This is a genomic window from Shewanella morhuae (assembly GCF_003028295.1).
GTDB lineage: Bacteria > Pseudomonadota > Gammaproteobacteria > Enterobacterales > Shewanellaceae > Shewanella > Shewanella morhuae.
In genome coordinates, this window is the sequence record NZ_PYSG01000002.1 from 2389372 (window position 1) to 2408904 (window position 19533).

Here is a 19533-nt window from a genome sequence, read left to right on the forward strand (position 1 = left end):
TATGTTATTCCTTAACCGCGACTAGCCGTTTCAACCGCTTGCGCCGTTAAATGATGTTGATTTTTATCGAGCATTAACTGAGCTTGACGTATTGCATCCAGCTTATCGCTGTCGACCATTTCAACCATGTGCGGAGTAATTTGCATTTTAGGTCGCACGCGCTGCATGCCATTAACAACAATATGATCTTCCGCCACTAAACCTTGAGTGACTATGCGTAGCCCTTGTACTTTTTCGCCCAAGGTCACGCCGCGATATTCAAGCGTGCCATCGGTGCCAACCACTAATACAAACTTATTATTAAGATCTGTACCAATGGCTTTATCATCAATCAAAATACCTTCGTAGGCGCCGCTACCTGCAGTGCGAAGGCGAGCAAACAAGCCAGGCAGCAAGTTATTGTCTTCATTATCAAAGATAGCTCTAACTCGAATGGTACCGGTTTGCTTATCCATCGCATTATCAACAAAGTCGACCATGCCGATATGTTGGTAATCGCGCTCATTTGCTAAAGCCATATACACAGGATTATCACCCGCGCGCGGATCATTACGTTTATTCTGCGCGGTTAACTTGACGTATTTAAGGTAAGTTTGTTCATCCACATCGAAATAGGCATACATGCTGGCGGTAGACACTAAGCTGGTCAGCACGCTCTGCCCTGCGGTCACATAGTTACCCGCGGTCACATTGGCGTAGGACACGCGGCCATCAATCGGTGCTTGTACTTGGGTATAAGCTAAATCAAGCTCGGCGCGCATCAACGCGGCTTTTACTGAGGCAACAGCGGCGGCCGTTTGGCGCTTATTGGAATTACGGGTATCGAGCAACTCGGCCGACACCGCCTTTTGATCAAACAATTTATGTGCCCGTTCAAAGTCATTTGTGGCCAGTTGCTCAGCAGAGATAGCGCTAGCAAGATCTGCTTTTAACCGGGCCACTTCAACCTCAAACACGCTTGGGTCAATGCGAAATAACACCTCGCCCTTTTTCACTAAGGCGCCTTCTTTAAAATTGACAGAGTCGATATAACCCGACACGCGCGGAATCAGTGTGACGCTTTCTGGCGCTTGTAAACGGCCGGTAAACTCATCCCATTCGGTAACTCGCTCATGTAAGACTTGGGCTACATCAACCATAGGTGCACTGGGCGCTTGCGCCTGCGGTGCGGTTTGCTCACCACAAGCAGAAAGAACGAAAGCGGCTATAGCCGTTAACGTCATCATTCGTAAAAAGTTATTCGTTATCATATTGCAATCCTTAAAGTGGCGGGCATTTCACGCTATTCGAACTCAAAAAAAATACATACCGATTGGTAAAGAATATTCTGTACTGAGCGGTAATATATAGCGTAAAATGACGTTGTCAATAAAATTATGTACCAATCGGTACAAATTTAATTAGCGAACGGATTATTACAAGGTATTGCATGAGCAGGTCTTAGGAAGAACAATTGATTTTTATAGCTGATTAGTGAATTTGAAGGGGTTTAATGGCTGTTATACACTGAACGATGAACTTAACTGCCACCTAGGATGACTAAGTAGGCATATTCACTTGTATCTGTGATTAGTCAGCAAGAGTGGCTTTACACCAGCTAAACCCATGTCTATCCTAGGGGCAATTGAGAATTGAGGAGCCTAATGATGTCAACCGTCACCCAGACGCCCTGTGTAGGTCGCCCACGCGCTTTCGACACTGAGGATGCATTAGCAAAAGCTTTAGAAGTTTTCTGGCGCAAAGGTTTTGAAGGTACGTCATTAACGGACTTAACCCAAGCAATGGGCATTAATAAACCTAGCCTTTATGCCGCGTTTGGTAATAAAGAGCAGTTATTTATCAAAGCAATAGAATTATATGAACAACGTCCCTGTGCATTTTTCTACCCTTCATTAGAACAAGAAACCGCCTATCAAGTTGTTGAAGCGATGTTATTAGGTGCTGCCAGCTCCTTAGTTGATGAAAGCCACCCGCAAGGCTGCTTGATTGTTCAAGGTGCCTTGACCTGCAGTGAAGCGGGACAAGCCATCAAACAAACCTTGATCAATCGTCGCCGCGACGGTGAAATAGCACTTTGTGAGCGCTTACAACGCGCTAAAGATGAAGGGGATTTACCCGCACATGCCGATCCTTTACTGCTGGCACGCTACATAGGCACTATGTTGCAAGGTATGGCCGTTCAAGCAACCAATGGCATTTGTCCAAAAGAACTGCGCAGTGTGGCTGAGCTGGTTCTGACACATTTTCGGGACGCTTTTTCTAAAAACTAACCCTATATTTCCCTATATAGGTGCTAAGAAGAATATAATCCTAATCATATCCCCCGATAAGACAATTATCTAACAGGGGGATATGCAAACGCTAAATATTAACGCTAATGACTTAATTTTTAACGGCATGGGTCACGAGTGTGGGATGCAATAAGTTGTCATGCACTGGACAACGGTGGCACACAGCATCTAAAAATATACGCTTCTGCTCCTCAGTAAGATCGGCATCTATACTCGCGTTAATGGCAATATCTTTAAAACCCACAGGGTCATCCGAAGGCTGACCAAGCAAACCAGCACTATTCATCACAGCGCGAACATGTACGTCAAACTGACGCAACTCAATCTTCTGTTCGCGAGCAACCATCCTAGCAATCGCAGAAATACAACCGCCCAAAGAAAATAAGAACGTCTCTAAAGGGTTAGCACCCTCATTTGTTGCTGTAGGCTGATCAATCACTAAAAGATGCTCACGGATCTGAGCCGTGACTTTCCAATCACCAGCCATGTGTGTTGTTACTTCAATTACTTTTTCAGCCATTGATAAATACTCCATTAGATTTTATTCAATCAGATTATTCTAATGGTTGGTTATATAAAAATCATCGCCTAAGATCACAATATTAAGAAGACGCTTTATAATCGGTAATGCTTTCAGAAATGACTCAAGCCCCATAAAACCATTGGTCTAGCACATAAAACCTGTGTTATAAAAGCCTTACACCGCGTAACTGAATGGCAATAAAATGCACCACGAAATACGATCCATAGGTAAAAGACGACAGCAATTGAATATATTGATCTCGTTTTTGCTTGGCGCTATTTTATTATTGCTGTCGACATCTTATAGCATTGCGCAAGACGATAAACCTATACAAGTAGCACAGCATCTGAGCAGTATTACCCTCGCAGCTGAAGACAGCTGGCCGCCTTTTGCCGATCAATTAGGTCAAGGAATATCCCATCGGATCATTAAGGCTGCATTTTTACCCTCAGGAATTGAAGTAAAAAGCTTAGTTTTACCCTATACACGAGCTTTGATGATGGCTGAAAAAGGCAGTGTTGACGGGGTATTTAATGTCACTCGCGAAGCGAGTACTGAACAACGCTTCATCTTCGGTAAAATTCCACTTTTTGTTGCGACAGCCTCTTTTTATCAAAAAAATCAAAAACCACTGAATGCGATTAATAAGTGGGCATTGCCAAAAGGGACTGTGATTGGCGTAATTAAAAGCTATGAATACGGGGATGAATTTTCTCAGTTAGTGCAGCAGCAACAGCTTAATATTGTCACAGTTGCCACCCAACATCAGTTGATTAATCTACTATTGATAGGCCGCATTGATACAGCATTGATGTTCGATTTAGTCGCAAAGGAAAATCTGCAAAAAATGGGAGTAGACCATGATATTACCCCCGTATTTACAAATCATAGTAGCGATATTTATCTCGCATTTTCTAAGCAAAATCCGCAAGCACAGAACTTAGCCAAACAGCTCGATGAAGGCTTATCGCTGCTAAAAACAACCGGACAGTATGACACGCTACTCTCAGCAGCTCACTAATAGCTAGCGTTGTGAGCGTATAATCTCTTGATTTACCCAATATAACAATTGTTTGATAGCTTTAGACAGGACCTGATTCTGCCGCACAATATAGCCTAAGCTCGTTGTCGGAAATTGTGGGAGAGGAGTAATTTTTGTGGTGAGACTCGACTTAGTATAAACAGAAAACTCAGGCACTATTGCAACGCCAAATCCGGCTTCAGCCCAATCGATTTGAGCATCGACACTGCCGACTTCCATAATCCTATAATTCGATAAATTAAGTGAGGGTAATGCGGGATCTAACAGCTCACGAGTACGGGTATCATGGCCAAGTAAAATTAAGGTGGGTTGCTCGCTTAAACAGGTATCGATAGACCGTTTTGCCTGCTGCCATTGTTGCAAGTTATCCCCTAATGCACACCATTTAATTTGTTGTAACTCAGTAAAGTGCAGTGGTTGACTCTCTTTTTGCGCAATCACAAAACCAAGATCAGCTTCGGCATTAGTCACTAATTCAGAAGCCTGCGATGAAGTAGTATTGAGCAATGAAAAATCAATCCCCGGGAACTCCGCTTTAAAAAGCTGAAATGGCTGGATCAATAATAACCGCGAGATAATATCACTTGCGGCAATCGTTAATGTACCTTGGCTAAGATTATTAATCGCATTGAGATCCGCTTGACAGATTTGTAGCTCCATTAACGTCCTTTCGCTACTTTCCAATAAACGAAATCCCGCCTGGGTTAACTTGAAAGGGTTACGCTCAATCAACTTTACCCGGGTCGTTTGCTCCAACTGCTTAATATGCAAGCTGACATTAGGTTGTGTCATATGCAGCGCAATGGCAGCCTTACCAAAGTGTTTGTGCTGCGCTAAGGTGACAAAGGTTTTTAACCAATGAATATCGAGCATTTTTCACCACCAAAGTAGAACTAGAGTTAATAATAACCAATGATATATGAAATCCTTATTGAGATGATAACTATAATTAATTTCTCTTATTCAAATGACAGGTCTAGCATAGCCTCTTAATCCAATGAGGAGATGTTGTTATGCCGTCGATCGTGGTTGTGGGTGCAAATTGGGGTGATGAAGGCAAAGGCCGCATCGTAGATTATTTAGCCGCTAATGCTGCAGCGAGTATCCGCTTCCAAGGCGGTAACAACGCAGGTCATACTGTAGTCAATGATTATGGTACCTTTAAATTACACCAATTACCCAGTGGCATATTCAATCCTAACTGCATTGCAGTATTAGGCCCTGGCATGGTGATAAGCCCTGCGGCACTGAGCCAAGAAATTGCTGAAGTACAAGCAACGGGTGTTGACGTTAAATTATGCGTTTCAGACCGTGCAACACTGTGCTTACCTTTGCATGCATTAGAAGACACCTTAGAAGAACAGCGTCTAGGCGATTTAGCCTATGGTTCAACCCGTCAAGGGATTGCACCAGCCTATGGCGACCGCGTGATGAAAAAAGGCATTCTAGTCGGCTGGTTAAACCAACCTGAAGTGCTACAAGAGCGCATTCAATTTATGCTTGATTGGAAAATGCCACAATTAAAGGCACTTTATCCAAGCTGCGATTTTGAGCAAACGGCCGCTGAAATGACCGCATGGTTATTAGAAGTGACCGCTCCTTGGCGTCCATTTATTTGCAACGTCACTGAACCGTTAAAAGCATTGCAAAAACAAGATGCTCACTTACTGTTTGAAGCGCAATTGGGTGCTGGCCGCGATTTAGTCTATGGTGAATATCCTTACACCACATCATCAAACGTCACTGCAGCTTATGCTGGTATCGGCAGTGGTTTACCTGCACTGCGTCCTGAGCGCATAATTGCTGTAGCAAAAGCCTTTAGCTCATCTGTAGGTACAGGCACTTTAGTAACCGCAATGGAAGAGCAAGACGCATTCCGTGAAAGTGCTAACGAGTTTGGTGCAACTACTGGTCGTCCACGTGATATGGGTTATTTTGATGCTGTGGCAACTCGTAACGGTGTTGAATTACAAGCGGCTACCGAAATCGCCTTAACCAAGATTGATTGCTTATCTGGCATGAAAGATCTCAAAATCTGTGTTGCCTATGCAGGCGAGCACACTGAGAACCCGATTTGGCCGCAAACTGCTGCACTAACGCCTGTGTATGAACAAATGCAGGGTTGGAGCGAAGACATTACCGGTTGTCGCACCTTTGAAAGCCTGCCTATCGGTGCCCAACAATATGTTGAACGTATTGAAGCCCTAATGGGTGTGCGTGTTAGCATGGTATCTGTTGGACCTGAGCGCGATCAAATGATCATTCGCTAACATAGCGTCAACGATTCGATTAAAGCCATATTTGCGGAAGTGAATATGGCTTTTTTGCTTTTACATCATTTGTCACATAAGTGTCTCTAATACACGAATAGCGAATCAATACTCTTACGACTGGTGCACTAATGTCGCGGCTAAACATGGCGATAATTAACTAAAAAGAACATCATCTTCGAGTGACTATAACGACTTTATGCGTTAAATCATCTGGAGTCGATATTCCTAGCCAACCAGCAAGATCGACTAAAGGGATCAGCTTCTCCCGTAAGGAGAATACCCCAACCATGTGCCGTTGAGCATTAGGATAATCTGAAGTCTCAGGCACCCTAATCACCTCTCTAACCTTAGCGACATTAATCCCGTAATGACATACTTTATGGTCACCGTTAGGCAGTATCTTATGCAGATGAAACTCAATAATTTCGAGTTCACTGGTACCACTTTCTGTCAATATTTCTGATTTCTTTATTTTATATAAAGCCCTCAACCTCGCAAATCAACACAAAAAAGGGATTAATGAATTAGACACGAGAGTATAAATCTACTATCTGATTACTGAGATATTTTAAAAAAGTGCACTTTGTATATCAGTATTAGAGGTTTTGTTTAAGTCCATAAACCGCTAAACTGACGCGCTACGCTAATCACCTAAACTGATGTAAATTCGATGCCACAATTTAGCCCGACCTTCTCTTTTCCGGTTCAAATTTACTACGAAGATACCGATTTCTCGGGTGTGGTATACCACCCAAATTTTTTAAAATATTTCGAGCGTGCCCGTGAGCATGTCATTGGCGCTGAACGATTAAGTGCTTTATGGCAACAAAACCAGCTCGGCTTTGCCGTATATCGCAGTGATATGCTGTGCCATGAAGGGGTGGAGTTTGCCGATATTATCGATGTCCGGACTCAGTTTTATTTCGAGAGTAAGTACCGCACGGTATGGCAACAGGAGATTTGGCGACCTCAAGGTAAAAAACCTGCAGTCACCGCGACAATTGAAATGGTATGCATGAACCAAGCTCGTCAATTAGCACCTATGCCGGCAGAGTTGATTACGGTATTAAGTCGTGGATTTGTTATCAATGCACAGGAGTAACCTTGTGACGACCTGCATGAAGTGAATAAAAGAATAAAAGGCTCAACAGCAGGCTTTAAACTAAATTTATGCCCTGTTTAAGGTTTAAGGTTTAAGCGAGGTTATGCAACTGCTCCCAATTGGTTTCTAGCTCTGCAGCACGCATTGGTTTGGCATAATACATGCCTTGTAAGGTATCGACCCCCATCGCTACGAGCATATCTCTAATATCAAGCGTTTCAATTCCCTCTACTGTCACCTCATAACCCAGTTTTTTGGCAATATTAATGCTGGCCTCAAGAATATATTCCGATGGCTTATCCTGTCCAAGATCCTGTAAAAACGCCTTATCGATTTTGACTTCATTAACCGGTAAATGCTTTAAATAAGCTAAAGATGAATGACCTGTGCCAAAATCATCAATCGCAAGCTTAACGCCTATAGCTCGGAGCTGCGTTAAAGTTTTAACCGCTTTGGTTAAGTCGGTCATCAAGGTACTTTCAGTGATCTCAATCATCAAGGACTCAGGCGGTAACTGATAATGAGCCAGCCTTGCTGCTATGTCTTGCGGGAGTGTGTCGCTATCAAGATCACGCGTCGATAGATTGACCGCAACACAAAGATGCATTCCTGCGGCGCGCCATTTGGCTTGCTGCGCTAACACCTGTTCGAGTGCCCATTGGCTGACTAAATCAATCATGCCTGCGTATTCGGCCAAAGGAATAAACTCGCTTGGGGAGATAAAGCCCAGTTCATCATGCTCCCAGCGCATTAATGCTTCCACCTGAAAACATCGTCCCGTAGCAATATCTTGTTTAGCTTGATACACCATATAAAGCTGATTACGCAGTAGGCATTTAGGCAAACTATCAACAATTTTTAACTCTCTGAGCTGACGAATATCATCATTCTTGGCATAGAATGCAATGGCACTGCGGGTGTTTCGCGCTTTCTTGAGTGCTAAATCGGCTCGACGTAACATTTGGCTCGTATCAGCATAATGTTGTTGTAAATGCACACAGCCGATTTGAAGTTTTACGCTCAATGGCCTGCCTTTAATATTGAACGGTACTTGTAAACGCCCGCGTAACTGCACAAGTTGCTCTTCTGTTAATGTTTGTTCGTAATATAGAAAAAACTCATCACCATTAAGCCTTGCCACTAATCTTGGCGCTAAATTTAAGGTGTTTACACGCTCAGCAAATTGCTTTAGTAACATATCTCCAAACACAAACCCGAACAGATCACTCACATAACGAAATCGATAAATATCAATCAACACTATGGTGCCTTGAGTCAGCGGCATCATTGCAGTGAGTGCACGTTTCAGCCCCACGCGGTTGGCTAAACCTGTCAGTTTGTCTTTACCGACATTGGCTGGTAACGCCTTTAATAATTCATTAAGGGTATGATAAAGCGCGGCAAACTCCTGTGGGACAATGGTGATATTTAACGCTTTGCGTTCAAGATTTTGTTGCTCTAACTGGAAACAGAGCTGGGCTAAGAATTGTTGTTGTGATCGTAAAGTGCGGAATTTTTCTTGTAGGAGGTACAGTAAAACAATCAATAAAGTGAGGGTGGCGACAACTAATCCTATTATAAGCATTTCAACCTCACCTTATCTGTAACGTTTTAACATGGCCTTTTTTGTGTCGTGATATCAAGCTCACTTGTATGCCACAAAAGCCAACTAATTATTGGTAACTTTCTCTAATCGAATGGAATTGTTTTATAAATTCATCACTTGCCAAATTATCTGTTGTCACTGGCAATCCACGAGCAACAAATACACCAAGACGTTGCTCTAATTCAGAGCCTGCACGTAACTCACCCGTGTAAAATGCTGCTGCGCGAATAAAATCAAGATAAGTAACTTCATCGGGTAAATAAGGTAAATCAGCCCAACGCTCAACCACTTCCATCACTTCACTAGAAAAATCCCAACTTTTTAACACTGCACGCCCCAAAGGTCCCTGCATTTTTCTAACCAGTGCCCGTAATTGATCAATACTGGTAAATAAGTGCGGCTGCGCCTCGGCCTCAGTCAACACTGGCAAGGCACCAATATTGTGTACCAACCCTGCAAGAGTCAAAGTATCAATATTTAATTTACTGCTTGAATGGCATTGGTTATATATCTGTAACATCGCACAGGCTGCTGCGGTAACATCAATTGAAGTACGCCAAACTTCATCCATCACTTCCCATACCATTTCATTGGTAGATATAAATAATTGTTCCATCGCGACAGAAGTCGCAATGCTTTTAATTTGGAATAAACCAATACGTGAAACGGCACTGTTAATACTTTCAGCCGGGATACCACGGCTATACAAGGCACTATTGGCGACCTTAATGATACGCGCTGAAATAGCCGCATCTTGACCAATCACTTCAGCAACTTGCTTAAGGCTTGCATCGGAGCGCCCAACAACCTCTTGTACCCGCATTGCCACTTCAGGCAAGGTAGGTAAAACTAAGACATCATCTTTTAGTTTTTTTAATAAACTGACTAATAATAGATGTTCGGTAGACATCTTGGCTCCCATCAATATGTAAACATGAACACAGTATAATGGCAGTATATCAGTTGCTTGTAATTAGATGCGTACAAAACTAGCAGATATTAATAATTTGTATGATGACGTTAATTATTTTGCCTCAAACACTAAGCCCATCAAATACTGCCCCCCCCTAAGCTAAAGTCAAACAGGCTATATTCATAAAGTGTGAAGTACCGCTAAAGTTAACTAAGGCAATTTGCACAAGCTGACCGCTATTATGTAAAATTCTGCCCCCGCGCACTGCGTCAATATTAATCAATTTGAGAGTTATTATGTTTAAACCTGAGCTGTTGTCTCCAGCTGGAACCTTAAAAAACATGCGCTACGCCTTTGCCTATGGTGCAGATGCAGTGTATGCCGGTCAGCCGAGATATAGTTTAAGGGTACGTAACAATGACTTTAAAATGGAAAACCTTGCCACAGGGATTGAAGAAGCCCATGCGCTTGGTAAAAAACTCTATGTGGTGAGTAATATTGCGCCGCACAATGCCAAACTTAAAACCTACATCAAAGACATGGAGCCCGTAGTGGCGATGAAGCCTGATGCGCTGATCATGTCAGATCCCGGTCTTATTATGATGGTGCGTGAAGCCTTTCCCGATCAAGTGGTGCATTTATCCGTACAGGCGAATGCCATTAACTGGGCCTCGGTCAAGTTTTGGCAAACCCAAGGGATTAAACGGGTGATTTTATCCCGTGAATTATCTTTAGATGAAATTGAAGAGATTCGCCAACGTTGCCCAGATATCGAGCTTGAGGTATTTGTTCACGGCGCCTTATGCATGGCTTATTCTGGCCGCTGTTTACTCTCGGGCTATATGAATAAACGCGATCCAAATCAAGGCACTTGTACTAATGCCTGCCGCTGGAAATACGATGTGCACGAGGCACAGCAAAACGACAGTGGCGACATCATAGCTATGCCTAGTGCAGTGCAAATTGAAACCCCAACAACCTTGGGCGCTGGGGCACCAACGGACCAAATATTCCTACTACAAGAAGCCAATCGTCCGGGCGAATATATGCCCGCCTTTGAAGATGAGCATGGCACTTATATTATGAACTCCAAAGATTTAAGAGCGATTCAGCACGTAGAACGCCTAACTAAGATGGGTATAGACTCGCTCAAAATTGAAGGCCGAACAAAATCTTTCTATTATGTTGCACGTACCGCGCAACTGTATCGCCGAGCGATTGAAGATGCCTCATTGGGCAAAGATTTTGATCGCAGCCTGATGAACCAATTAGAGGGCTTAGCCCATCGCGGTTATACCGAAGGCTTTTTGCGTCGCCATGTGCATGATGAATATCAAAATTACGATTATGGCTACTCTATCAGCGACACCCAACAATTTGTCGGTGAACTTACGGGTAAACGTAATCTTGCAGGCTTGGCTGAAATTGAAGTCAAAAATAAATTTTTAGTGGGTGATAGCGTCGAGTTGATGACACCACAAGGTAATATCAGCTTGACAATTAAACAGCTTGAAAACCGAAAGGCTGAATCAGTTGAAGCTGGGCTCGGCTCTGGACATACCGTTTATTTACCTGTACCTAAAGAGGTGGATGTCAGTCACGGAATTTTACTGCGTAACTTGCCACAGGGCCAAGATACCCGTAACCCACATGAACTAGGTTAACCAGATGGCACTATTGATCGACGACAGCTGTATTAACTGCGATATGTGTGAGCCTGAATGCCCGAATCAGGCCATCGCGCTCGGTGAGGAGATTTATGAAATCGATCCTGACCGCTGTACTGAATGCGTTGGCCACTACGATAAGCCCACTTGTGTTTCAGTCTGCCCGATTGATTGTATCGATCCTGATCCTAACCACGTCGAATCCAACGATGAGCTATTAGTCAAATTTGCTGTATTAACGCAAAAAACCGAATAACAGCATAAACAAACAGCCCTATCAGTGATAAGGCTGTGGCTGAGCGCAATGGTGAATACCAATAACTTACATTAAAAACTCGCTAATTTAGCCAGAATGCTCGTTGGTTTAGCTTCGATTTGTAACCGCTCAATGGCTGCGGCTAATTTTGCCACACTAAGGCGAATAGGCGCTGGCATAGTGGCAAACTCTATACTTAATAATAGGTTTTTGACTTCGAGCCCTAATTCTGTATCACCTTGAATACTCAGTTTACGTTGAAAAAATAAACTATCGGGATCTTCCTTCGCTGCTGCCACTAAAATCAACTCTGCCGAATTAGCACTAAAAGTGACCTGCGCATCAGTTAACGGTCTGACTTGCCACTGGCCATCAAAACTGACCTCAAATGCCAGTTGTAAGTCTTCAACGCAAATGGCCACCCACTTATCTTCCAAAAAATTGAGCTCATCGAGATGAGTTTGCGGCGCTAATAATACTCTAAGTAATTGGCTAATGACTTTTGCCTTAAGGCTAAAAGGCACCTTAGCAAGAGGAAAGCCTATAACCTTAGGTGTAAATTCAAGAAGTTGCTTGGCTAAATTTGCAGAAAAAACAGCAGACATGTGCGCTTACCTAGTAAAAATAAATACATATATCGCAGTTTAACGAGATTTTATGATCTTAAACCTGTTTTAAATCAATTCACCGTCATTCAATCTTCCCTAAACTCTGCGACTATCTTTTTATCGGGAGCATCATTATGGAACTGTTGTGTCCAGCAGGAAATCTCGCCTCGCTAAAATCGGCTATACAAGCCGGAGCCGACGCGGTGTATTTAGGATTAAAAGACGATACTAATGCGCGTTCATTTGCAGGATTAAACTTCACCCCTGACAAATTACAAGAGGCCGCTGAGTTTACTCAGGCCCGTGGTAAGAAAATATTTTTAACCCTCAATACTTTTCCTAAGCCGACAGAAGAACACCGCTGGTACCAGGCCATTGATTTAGCAGCAAAACTCGGTATGGATGCCCTAATTGTCGCCGATATATCCTTACTCGATTATGCCCATAAACATTATCCGCAACTGCCGCTACATCTTTCAGTGCAGGCCAGTGCCACCAATCTTGGCGCACTGAATTTTTATAAAGAAGCGTTCAATATTGCCCGCGTTGTATTACCACGGGTGTTATCAATGAAGCAGGTGCGCGATCTTGCTAAGGTGAGCCCTGTTGATCTTGAGGTATTTGCCTTTGGTAGTCTGTGCATTATGGCCGAGGGTCGCTGTCATCTTTCTTCCTATGTAACAGGGCAATCCCCCAATACAGGCGGCTCATGCTCACCCGCTAAACATGTACGCTGGCAAGAGGAAGGTCAAGACAGATTAACCCGCCTCAATGATGTGTTAATTGACAAATCGACCCTTGATGAGCAAATGGGCTATCCCGTTGTTTGCAAAGGACGATACTTGACCGATGAGCAAGATTCTCCCAGCTATTTACTTGAATCACCCACCAGCTTAAATACACTCAGTTTGATCCCTGAGCTCGCCAAAGCTGGCATTGTGTCGCTTAAAATTGAAGGTCGCCAACGCAGTCCAGCCTATGTTGAGCAAGTCACTAAAGTGTGGCGCCAAGCAATAGATACCTATTTGCAGCATCCCGATAAATTTCAAACTCAATCGCACTGGGAACAAGCCCTCGCTAAGGTCTCTGAAGGCCAAATCACCACACTCGGTGCGTACGAACGCAACTGGCAATAACACCTAAGACAAAAAAGGACACCTATGAATATTTCCCTAGGCCCATTGTTATATTGCTGGCAAAAGCAACAGGTATCAGATTTTTATCAGCAAGTTGCAGCCAGTAACATTCCGTTAGTTTATCTGGGTGAAGCGGTTTGTAGCCGTAGACGTGAACTCAAATGGGGCGATTATCTTGAGCTCGCGCAGATGCTTAAACAAGCGGGTAAAGATGTGGTTATTTCAACGCTGGCACTCATTGAAGCACCATCGGAATATACCGAGCTTAAACGCCAAGTCGATAATGGCGAGTTTATTATTGAAGCCAACGACATGGCGGCGGTTTATCTGGCCAAAGAACATAAGCTACCTTTTGTGTGTGGTGCAAGTATCAACAATTATAATCGCGCCAGTTTAGATATTTTAGCGCGTTTTGGTATGCAACGATTTGTGATGCCGATTGAATTATCCAAGGCATGGCTTGGCCAAGTGATTCAAGATAAACCTGCGTTTGAAGTTGAAGTCCTCGGACACGGCTATCTGCCCTTAGCCCATTCGGCGCGCTGTTTTACTGCGCGTCATAAACAACTCACCAAAGACAGTTGCGAGACTATTTGCCGTCAATACAGTAAAGGGCTACTCGCGCAAACCCAAGAACAGCAGCCACTATTACGCTTAAATGGCATTCAAACTCAATCGGCGGCCTGCTTAGATTTACGCAGTGAACTCGCCGACATGGAACAAATGGGAGTTGATGTATTTCGAGTATCGCCCAGTAGCATGGAGTGTATTGCCAACGCCAGCGCCTTAGTCGATAGCATTAACACGCCATCAGCGCTTCAGTCTAATACAGTGCCGTTAAGTGCAGAACAATGTAATGGCTATTGGTTTGGAGAGGCGGGATTAACGATGCAACTCGGTGAATAAACCATGTATCCAGTAAAAAATCATGCCGCTATCAAAGGACAATATTGAAGTAATGGATACGCTAAACAGGCTATTAGCACAAAGTTGCTGATCGTATAGAGTATAAATAGAAGAGAGAGGCAGGGTTACGATCTAAGCTTGGTCCTTAACTGACTGAACAACAATACGCTTGTCCAAGTTAATAAACTCCCCAGCCCTATCCATTCTAATAGGGCTGGCCACCACAACCGTGGACGAGGTAACTGCATCACCATCTCTTGATAAAATGGTCTATCACCCTCGGTTAAGCCTAACTGTAATTGCGGCGCGTATAAAAATGTCATCATGCTGCACAAAACAATTAACGCCAGTAATCCTGTCCAACGGCTAAATTGAGATTGACCAAAACCAATTAAACATAAGTGCAAAATCGCACTTAAACTCCCTAAGTAAAAAAAACATTTCAGGCCAAAAACGTGTAAGTGATACACGTTTAGCGGAAATAATCCCATGCTTGCTAGTGCTAAAAACGTTAATGCCAAACAAATAAAGAAACAAGATTCCCATGGAGAGCGCAAATGCGCTAACGAAGATAAGCAGTATAAAACCACACTTAAACTACCAAAAAATAATCCACCGTTAAGGACAACAGCCAACGAGGAATCACCATAGGTGCCTAATTCGCTTAAGGTATGATTTAAAAAATTGAAGCCTCGCACTCCAGGACCATCAAAGCCCAAAACTGCAGTAATAATTCCGACTAACAGCCCGTAAATCCCCAAAAAACCAAATTTAACGGCTAATGTTGAGGCGCCTTTTGTCGTAATCTGCTCTACGTTAACAATCATGAATACAGAAGTGAGATAACCATGTGACTAATTTACATGTAAATAAGAACATTTAAAGCGGCCGACGTCCTGTTTATGAGTAAAACTTTATTTTTATCGTTATTAACGACTTTTTAGTCAGTTGACTTGGCTTTATTAAATGGCAACATAACTTGCTAAAACACTGTGATAGAAACTAAAACTCAAAAATTTTACGCATAAACATGTATTCCTGCACACCTATATATTTAATGACACGACGACACCCATTAACAATTACTAATGTAAGCTTTAGTCAACTCGACATGGGCTTAACGAGCATTAATCGAACGGTAACTGAACAAATACCGCTTACGCCTCGCATTTTTGGGGTTTTTCATTCAAAAAAGGTCCGCGAGTGAACTTACTCACAAAATAAAACACTACCAAAACTAACCCTTAACAAATGGTAGTAACTGATTGTTTATAAAAATTAAAGACCTAAAATATTAATCGCGCGGTAGAAATATCATCAATCACTCAAGCAAAATAACTATGCTGTTTTGCTGCTTAATACCAAACTAACTAGCGAATCGTTTACATAGCAAGGCTAAGCGAGTAACCTTCCCCCTTCTCATTTTTGAGTTGAATTTAAATGCATCTAAATGGGCAGTAAAAATTCGTTAGATCCGCCTAAAAATTTCAAATTTATCATGTACGACTCGTACTTTAAGGTGTACAAAATTGGCTACTAAAAATAAAAACCGCAATATAAAGACGATACTCACCTTTATCGTCCCTTCGCTGATCGGTCTGTTGCTATTTATGACACCTATTAGCTATAACGATGCGATTACCATTCCTATCGCGATCATTTCTAAAGCATTACAAAGTGCATTAAGCGGTGTGTTAACTCTGATTGTGACCATTATTGTGGTAGCAATGGCGCTAGCATCTTTACTATCAAAAGTGCTTAAACCTAAGTTTGTGACTCAAAACCACTTTTTAAATGGTTTATTAAATATCAGCCCTTTATGGTTAACGGCCCGTATCGTAGGTGCAGTGTTTATCGTACTGACTTACTTAGGCTTAGGCCCTGAAGCCATTAACTCATCTAGTACTGGAGCTTTAGTCCTAAACGATTTACTGCCGGTATTATTCTCAGTCTTTATCTTTGCCGGCATGTTACTGCCACTCCTACTTAATTTTGGTCTACTTGAACTATTTGGCACACTGCTAACTAAAATCATGCGTCCAGTATTTAATCTACCGGGTCGTAGCGCAATCGACTGTATGGCATCGTGGCTAGGTGATGGCAGTGTCGGGATTTTACTGACCAGCAAACAGTATGAAGCACGCTTTTATACCCAAAGAGAAGCCGCCGTTATTGGCACCACGTTCTCGGCGGTATCGATTACCTTCAGCTTAGTGGTGATCTCGCAGGTTAAGTTAGAGCACATGTTTGTGCCCTTCTATTTAACCGTATGTTTAGCCGGTTTTGCCGCAGCAGTGATTGTGCCGAAATTGCCACCATTATCGTGGAAGAAAGACCACTACATCGACGATACCCCACGTACGCCTGATGACGAGCTAATCCCCGCAGGACACAGCGCGTTATCTTGGGGTTTTGATAAAGCCTTAGAGAAAGCAGCCAACGCTGGTGGCATCAAAGCTGTTTTAAATGAAGGGATTAAAAACGTTCTCGATATGGTGTTTGGTATTCTTCCCGTGGTCATGGCCATTGGTACTACCGCACTGATTATTGCCGAGTACACTCCTATTTTTAACTATCTCGGTATGCCGTTTATTCCCTTACTTGAATTGCTGCATATTCCAGAAGCCACTGAAGCCTCTAAAACCATCGTCGTCGGTTTTGCAGATATGTTTATTCCATCGATTCTTGCCAGCTCGATTGAATCGGATATGACCCGCTTCGTGATTGCAGCGTTGTCGGTAACCCAATTGATTTACATGAGTGAAGTCGGCGCCCTGCTTATTGGCAGTAAAATTCCAGTGAACTTTGTTGAGCTATTTGTGGTGTTTATTCTACGGACGTTAGTCACACTGCCTGTTATCGCGGGTGTGGCGCATTTACTCTTTTAATGCTCTTTGAATAGAAGCTCGATACATTTAATCAAGGTTAGTAAACAGCAATAAAACTATTAAAAAAGGAGTCCATGCTACTGGGCTCCTTTTTTTGTTTATATTTCAACACTATTACTATCACTATCATGCCCAATGCCTATCGTTTTAAAAATACATCACGTACTTTTCTATCAACCGACACCACCACATTACGTCACCATTATTTCTAACAAAAACTATCATGACCTTATTGAGCTAAGTGCAGAAAGCCGCACTGATGCTGAATAGATGCATAATTTGGTAGAACAAATATTTGCGTTAACAATTTGTAATCAGGTTAGCTAATTAATTGGCACTCTGTTATAAGTAGCTGTAATGAAGCGTGTTAAATCAACCAGCCTCAGGGCAGGTAAGCATGAAGGGGAATATTATGTCGATTGTTGTCGCCGATATTATGAGCACCCGCATCGTCACAATTGAAATGGACGATCGTCTCAATGTGGTAAAAGAGATATTCGAACAGGCAAATTTCCATCATTTATTAGTGGTTGATAATAACAAACTAGAAGGCGTACTTTCAGAGCGAGATCTATTACGTGCCATTAGCCCACACATTGGCAGTATCGGCGAGACAGTTAAGGACTTAGAAACCTTACAAAAACGCGTGCATCAGGTCATGGCTCGAAACCCCATCACCGTTGCCCCAAATGTGTGCTTAGACACCGCCGCCCATCTTATTTTAGACCATCATGTTGGGTGCTTACCGGTACTCGATAATGGCCGCTTAGTGGGTATCGTAACTTGGAAAGACTTACTTCGAGCTTATTCAGAACATCTTTCATTGGCAGAAAGCGAGTGCTAAGTCAGTTAGCACTCGCTTTTTAGTGTCACGTTTGAGTATTTAAATCGCCCAGCCGCCCATATAAAATACGACTAAACCGAGGGTAATTGCTAACACGCCTACTTTTAGTTTGCGCCACTCACCGCTACAAATACGACCTACCACCAGCGTGACGAAACCCAGCATAATGCCGGTGACGATATTACAACTTAAAATAATAAACACCGCGCAGGTTAAGCCCGCCATGGCATCCACTTTATCGTTAAAGTCGAGTTTTGCCACATTGCTCAGCATTAATAGTCCAACATACATCAACGCTGGCGCTGTCGCATACGCAGGGACTAAATAGCTTAACGGCGCTAAAAACATCATCAATAAAAACAGTACGCCAACAATCGTCGCCGTTAACCCTGTTTTACCGCCAGCAGCAGTACCTGCTGCAGACTCGATGTATACCGCTGCAGGTGCGCCGCCAACCAAGCCTGCCACCATGCTGCTAACAGAATCTGAAGTTAAAGCTCTGCCACCACCAACAATATTGTCATCTTTATCAAGTAGATTTGCTTGCCCTGCTACAGCGCGGATAGTCCCGGTCGCATCAAAAATCGCCGTCATGACTAATGCGAGTACGATAGGCAATACCACAGGATTAAAAGCCCCCATAATATCAAGCCGACCAATCAGTGAATGTTCAGAAGCTAAATCAGGTAAGGCAAATAAACCTTGGTATTTAACGCTCGGGTCAAACACTAAGCCAAATACCGATAAGACGATAATCACCAACAAAATCCCGCCAGGCACGCCGCGACGCTCTAAGCCAATAGTCGCCGCTAAACCTAAAACGGTGGCGATAACTGGCAAGCTATTAATATCACCTAATTTCACCGGTAGACCCGCGCTATTGGCCACAATCAACTGCACGCTATTGGTAGCAATCAAGAGTAAAAACAAGCCAATACCGATACCCGTACCATGGGCTATCCCCTTGGGCAAATTAGCTAGCACCCATTGGCGAATTCCCGTCACACTCACGAATGTGAAGGTCACCCCCATCAAGAAGATAGCGCCTAATGTGACCGGAATCGACATGCCTTGGCCGAGCACTAAGCTAAAAGCAGTAAAGGCCGTCAGCGAAATAGCGCAACCAATGGCCATAGGTAAATTAGCCCATAACCCCATCAATAAAGAACCAAAGGCGGCGATTAAACAGGTGGCAATAAATACAGCGCCAGGATCAAACCCCGCTTGGCCTAGCATGTTTGGTACAACAATTACTGAGTAAACCATCGCGAGGAAAGTTGTCAATCCCGCAATCACTTCTTGGCGAACAGTACTGCCACGTTGTTGGATAGAAAAATAACGGTCCAGAAACGAACCTGAGGGTACGGCTGTTGAACTCAATTGCTCAGACATAATAGGGTTATACCTTGTGATCTCTTAAAATAGGGTCGATACCAATTGGCTTAAAATGCAATTAGCGACACGGGCTGCGGCAGATT

General features: G+C 43.2%; 18 protein-coding genes and 1 pseudogene. 10 read left to right on the top strand and 9 right to left on the bottom strand.

Going from position 1 to position 19533, the window contains the following annotated elements; genetic code table 11:
* Positions 1-11: 11 nt before the first annotated feature.
* Positions 12-1250: an efflux RND transporter periplasmic adaptor subunit gene (locus C9I43_RS10995; protein ID WP_107883487.1), complete on the bottom strand. Its 1239-nt coding sequence runs from the start codon at positions 1248-1250 to the stop codon at positions 12-14.
* A 393-nt stretch (positions 1251-1643) separates the two neighbouring features.
* Between C9I43_RS10995 and C9I43_RS11000 the strand changes: the two genes are divergently transcribed.
* Complete coding sequence (locus C9I43_RS11000; RefSeq protein WP_076496459.1) at positions 1644-2270, top strand: TetR/AcrR family transcriptional regulator; 627 nt, start codon at positions 1644-1646, stop codon at positions 2268-2270.
* Positions 2271-2382: 112 nt separating this feature from the next.
* On the opposite strand, the gene C9I43_RS11005 is transcribed toward C9I43_RS11000, so the two are convergent.
* Entirely contained in the window at positions 2383-2811 is a 429-nt protein-coding gene (locus C9I43_RS11005) for an OsmC family protein (RefSeq protein ID WP_076496458.1), read from the bottom strand.
* A gap of 205 nt (positions 2812-3016) precedes the next feature.
* Here C9I43_RS11005 and C9I43_RS11010 point away from each other — a divergent pair, with 205 nt between their 5' ends.
* Positions 3017-3835, top strand: a complete 819-nt coding sequence (locus tag C9I43_RS11010) for a substrate-binding periplasmic protein (RefSeq protein ID WP_076496457.1) — start codon at positions 3017-3019, stop codon at positions 3833-3835.
* A 3-nt stretch (positions 3836-3838) separates the two neighbouring features.
* On the opposite strand, the gene C9I43_RS11015 is transcribed toward C9I43_RS11010, so the two are convergent.
* The gene (locus C9I43_RS11015; protein WP_107883488.1) at positions 3839-4729 is read right to left on the bottom strand and encodes a LysR family transcriptional regulator; all 891 of its coding nucleotides are present in this window, start codon (positions 4727-4729) and stop codon (positions 3839-3841) included.
* A gap of 140 nt (positions 4730-4869) precedes the next feature.
* Between C9I43_RS11015 and C9I43_RS11020 the strand changes: the two genes are divergently transcribed.
* Positions 4870-6126 (top strand): adenylosuccinate synthase, encoded by a 1257-nt coding sequence (locus C9I43_RS11020; RefSeq protein ID WP_107883489.1) that lies wholly within the window; start codon positions 4870-4872, stop codon positions 6124-6126.
* Between the two features lie 181 nt (positions 6127-6307).
* On the opposite strand, the pseudogene C9I43_RS11025 reads toward C9I43_RS11020, so the two are convergent.
* Positions 6308-6619 (bottom strand): annotated as a pseudogene (locus C9I43_RS11025) (chemotaxis protein CheW); the annotation flags it as partial.
* Between the two features lie 180 nt (positions 6620-6799).
* Between C9I43_RS11025 and C9I43_RS11030 the strand changes: the two are divergent.
* Positions 6800-7231 (top strand): thioesterase family protein, encoded by a 432-nt coding sequence (locus C9I43_RS11030; protein WP_107883490.1) that lies wholly within the window; start codon positions 6800-6802, stop codon positions 7229-7231.
* 91 nt (positions 7232-7322) lie between these two features.
* On the opposite strand, the gene C9I43_RS11035 is transcribed toward C9I43_RS11030, so the two are convergent.
* Together C9I43_RS11035 and C9I43_RS11040 are read right to left on the bottom strand one after the other, a co-directional pair.
* On the bottom strand, positions 7323-8816 hold the full coding sequence (locus C9I43_RS11035) for a putative bifunctional diguanylate cyclase/phosphodiesterase (protein ID WP_107883491.1): 1494 nt from the start codon (positions 8814-8816) through the stop codon (positions 7323-7325).
* Between the two features lie 88 nt (positions 8817-8904).
* Positions 8905-9747, bottom strand: coding sequence for an HDOD domain-containing protein (locus tag C9I43_RS11040; protein WP_107883492.1), 843 nt, complete (start codon positions 9745-9747; stop codon positions 8905-8907).
* A 299-nt stretch (positions 9748-10046) separates the two neighbouring features.
* Here C9I43_RS11040 and trhP point away from each other — a divergent pair, with 299 nt between their 5' ends.
* Together trhP and C9I43_RS11050 are read left to right on the top strand one after the other, a co-directional pair.
* Positions 10047-11414 carry a prephenate-dependent tRNA uridine(34) hydroxylase TrhP gene (gene trhP / locus C9I43_RS11045; RefSeq protein ID WP_107883493.1) on the top strand — a complete coding sequence of 456 codons (1368 nt, stop codon included), beginning with the start codon at positions 10047-10049 and terminating at the stop codon, positions 11412-11414.
* 4 nt (positions 11415-11418) lie between these two features.
* Entirely contained in the window at positions 11419-11673 is a 255-nt protein-coding gene (locus C9I43_RS11050; protein ID WP_076496450.1) for a YfhL family 4Fe-4S dicluster ferredoxin, read from the top strand.
* A 71-nt stretch (positions 11674-11744) separates the two neighbouring features.
* Here the strand turns inward: C9I43_RS11050 and ubiT are convergent, their stop codons facing one another.
* Positions 11745-12278 carry a ubiquinone anaerobic biosynthesis accessory factor UbiT gene (gene ubiT, locus C9I43_RS11055; RefSeq protein ID WP_107883494.1) on the bottom strand — a complete coding sequence of 178 codons (534 nt, stop codon included), beginning with the start codon at positions 12276-12278 and terminating at the stop codon, positions 11745-11747.
* 137 nt (positions 12279-12415) lie between these two features.
* On the opposite strand from ubiT, the gene ubiU reads away from it, so the two are divergent.
* Both ubiU and C9I43_RS11065 read left to right on the top strand, forming a co-directional pair.
* Positions 12416-13417: a ubiquinone anaerobic biosynthesis protein UbiU gene (ubiU, locus tag C9I43_RS11060; RefSeq protein WP_107883495.1), complete on the top strand. Its 1002-nt coding sequence runs from the start codon at positions 12416-12418 to the stop codon at positions 13415-13417.
* A gap of 24 nt (positions 13418-13441) precedes the next feature.
* Entirely contained in the window at positions 13442-14323 is an 882-nt protein-coding gene (locus tag C9I43_RS11065) for a U32 family peptidase (RefSeq protein WP_107883496.1), read from the top strand.
* 125 nt (positions 14324-14448) lie between these two features.
* Here the strand turns inward: C9I43_RS11065 and C9I43_RS11070 are convergent, their stop codons facing one another.
* Positions 14449-15150, bottom strand: a complete 702-nt coding sequence (locus C9I43_RS11070) for a DUF998 domain-containing protein (protein ID WP_107883497.1) — start codon at positions 15148-15150, stop codon at positions 14449-14451.
* Positions 15151-15852: 702 nt separating this feature from the next.
* Here C9I43_RS11070 and C9I43_RS11075 point away from each other — a divergent pair.
* Both C9I43_RS11075 and C9I43_RS11080 read left to right on the top strand, forming a co-directional pair.
* Complete coding sequence (locus C9I43_RS11075; RefSeq protein WP_076496445.1) at positions 15853-17211, top strand: YjiH family protein; 1359 nt, start codon at positions 15853-15855, stop codon at positions 17209-17211.
* A gap of 412 nt (positions 17212-17623) precedes the next feature.
* The gene (locus C9I43_RS11080) at positions 17624-18055 is read left to right on the top strand and encodes a CBS domain-containing protein (protein WP_107883498.1); all 432 of its coding nucleotides are present in this window, start codon (positions 17624-17626) and stop codon (positions 18053-18055) included.
* Between the two features lie 39 nt (positions 18056-18094).
* Here the strand turns inward: C9I43_RS11080 and C9I43_RS11085 are convergent, their stop codons facing one another.
* On the bottom strand, positions 18095-19447 hold the full coding sequence (locus C9I43_RS11085; RefSeq protein WP_076496443.1) for an NCS2 family permease: 1353 nt from the start codon (positions 19445-19447) through the stop codon (positions 18095-18097).
* Positions 19448-19533: the final 86 nt, after the last annotated feature.

Coding starts and splice junctions, on each gene's coding strand:
- C9I43_RS11080 (WP_107883498.1), top strand. CDS start 17,624: ATGTCGATTGTTGTCGCCGATATTATGAGCACCCGCATCGTCACAATT.
- C9I43_RS11040 (WP_107883492.1), bottom strand. CDS start 9,747: ATGTCTACCGAACATCTATTATTAGTCAGTTTATTAAAAAAACTAAAA.
- C9I43_RS11070 (WP_107883497.1), bottom strand. CDS start 15,150: ATGATTGTTAACGTAGAGCAGATTACGACAAAAGGCGCCTCAACATTA.
- C9I43_RS11000 (WP_076496459.1), top strand. CDS start 1,644: ATGATGTCAACCGTCACCCAGACGCCCTGTGTAGGTCGCCCACGCGCT.
- C9I43_RS10995 (WP_107883487.1), bottom strand. CDS start 1,250: ATGATAACGAATAACTTTTTACGAATGATGACGTTAACGGCTATAGCC.
- C9I43_RS11085 (WP_076496443.1), bottom strand. CDS start 19,447: ATGTCTGAGCAATTGAGTTCAACAGCCGTACCCTCAGGTTCGTTTCTG.
- trhP (WP_107883493.1), top strand. CDS start 10,047: ATGTTTAAACCTGAGCTGTTGTCTCCAGCTGGAACCTTAAAAAACATG.
- C9I43_RS11015 (WP_107883488.1), bottom strand. CDS start 4,729: ATGCTCGATATTCATTGGTTAAAAACCTTTGTCACCTTAGCGCAGCAC.
- ubiU (WP_107883495.1), top strand. CDS start 12,416: ATGGAACTGTTGTGTCCAGCAGGAAATCTCGCCTCGCTAAAATCGGCT.
- ubiT (WP_107883494.1), bottom strand. CDS start 12,278: ATGTCTGCTGTTTTTTCTGCAAATTTAGCCAAGCAACTTCTTGAATTT.
- C9I43_RS11035 (WP_107883491.1), bottom strand. CDS start 8,816: ATGCTTATAATAGGATTAGTTGTCGCCACCCTCACTTTATTGATTGTT.
- C9I43_RS11010 (WP_076496457.1), top strand. CDS start 3,017: ATGCACCACGAAATACGATCCATAGGTAAAAGACGACAGCAATTGAAT.
- C9I43_RS11005 (WP_076496458.1), bottom strand. CDS start 2,811: ATGGCTGAAAAAGTAATTGAAGTAACAACACACATGGCTGGTGATTGG.
- C9I43_RS11020 (WP_107883489.1), top strand. CDS start 4,870: ATGCCGTCGATCGTGGTTGTGGGTGCAAATTGGGGTGATGAAGGCAAA.
- C9I43_RS11030 (WP_107883490.1), top strand. CDS start 6,800: ATGCCACAATTTAGCCCGACCTTCTCTTTTCCGGTTCAAATTTACTAC.
- C9I43_RS11050 (WP_076496450.1), top strand. CDS start 11,419: ATGGCACTATTGATCGACGACAGCTGTATTAACTGCGATATGTGTGAG.
- C9I43_RS11065 (WP_107883496.1), top strand. CDS start 13,442: ATGAATATTTCCCTAGGCCCATTGTTATATTGCTGGCAAAAGCAACAG.